Here is a 263-nt window from a genome sequence, read left to right as displayed (position 1 = left end):
CCCCGTGACCTCGATGATGTTGTCCGGGTTGGCGTCGTCGAGGACCTCGTTCTGCACCTTGACCGTGTGGTTGAAGAACACGATCACCATCACGACGGGCGCGAGGGTGTAGAAGATCTCGAGCGGCAGGTTGTAGCGGGTCTGGATCGGGATCTCGTCGTCGCTGCGGCGGCGGAAGCGGACCACGGCGTAGAAGATCAGGCCCCACACGACCACACCCGTCGCCAGGGCCGCGATCCACGCGCCCTGCCACAGGTCCAGGA

At 65.0% G+C, this 263-nt stretch carries 1 protein-coding gene; it reads right to left on the bottom strand.

Annotated elements, in window-relative coordinates:
* Window positions 1-263, bottom strand: a 263-nt coding sequence (locus J3482_RS20530) for a cytochrome c oxidase subunit II (protein WP_499706841.1), incomplete at both ends; no start/stop codon positions are given.

This window comes from Alicyclobacillus suci, from assembly GCF_017329615.1.
GTDB classification, from domain to species: Bacteria; Bacillota; Bacilli; order Alicyclobacillales; family Alicyclobacillaceae; genus Alicyclobacillus; species Alicyclobacillus suci.
The sequence above is the reverse complement of the archived record's forward strand: the minus strand, read 5'-3'. Positions and strand labels throughout refer to the sequence as shown.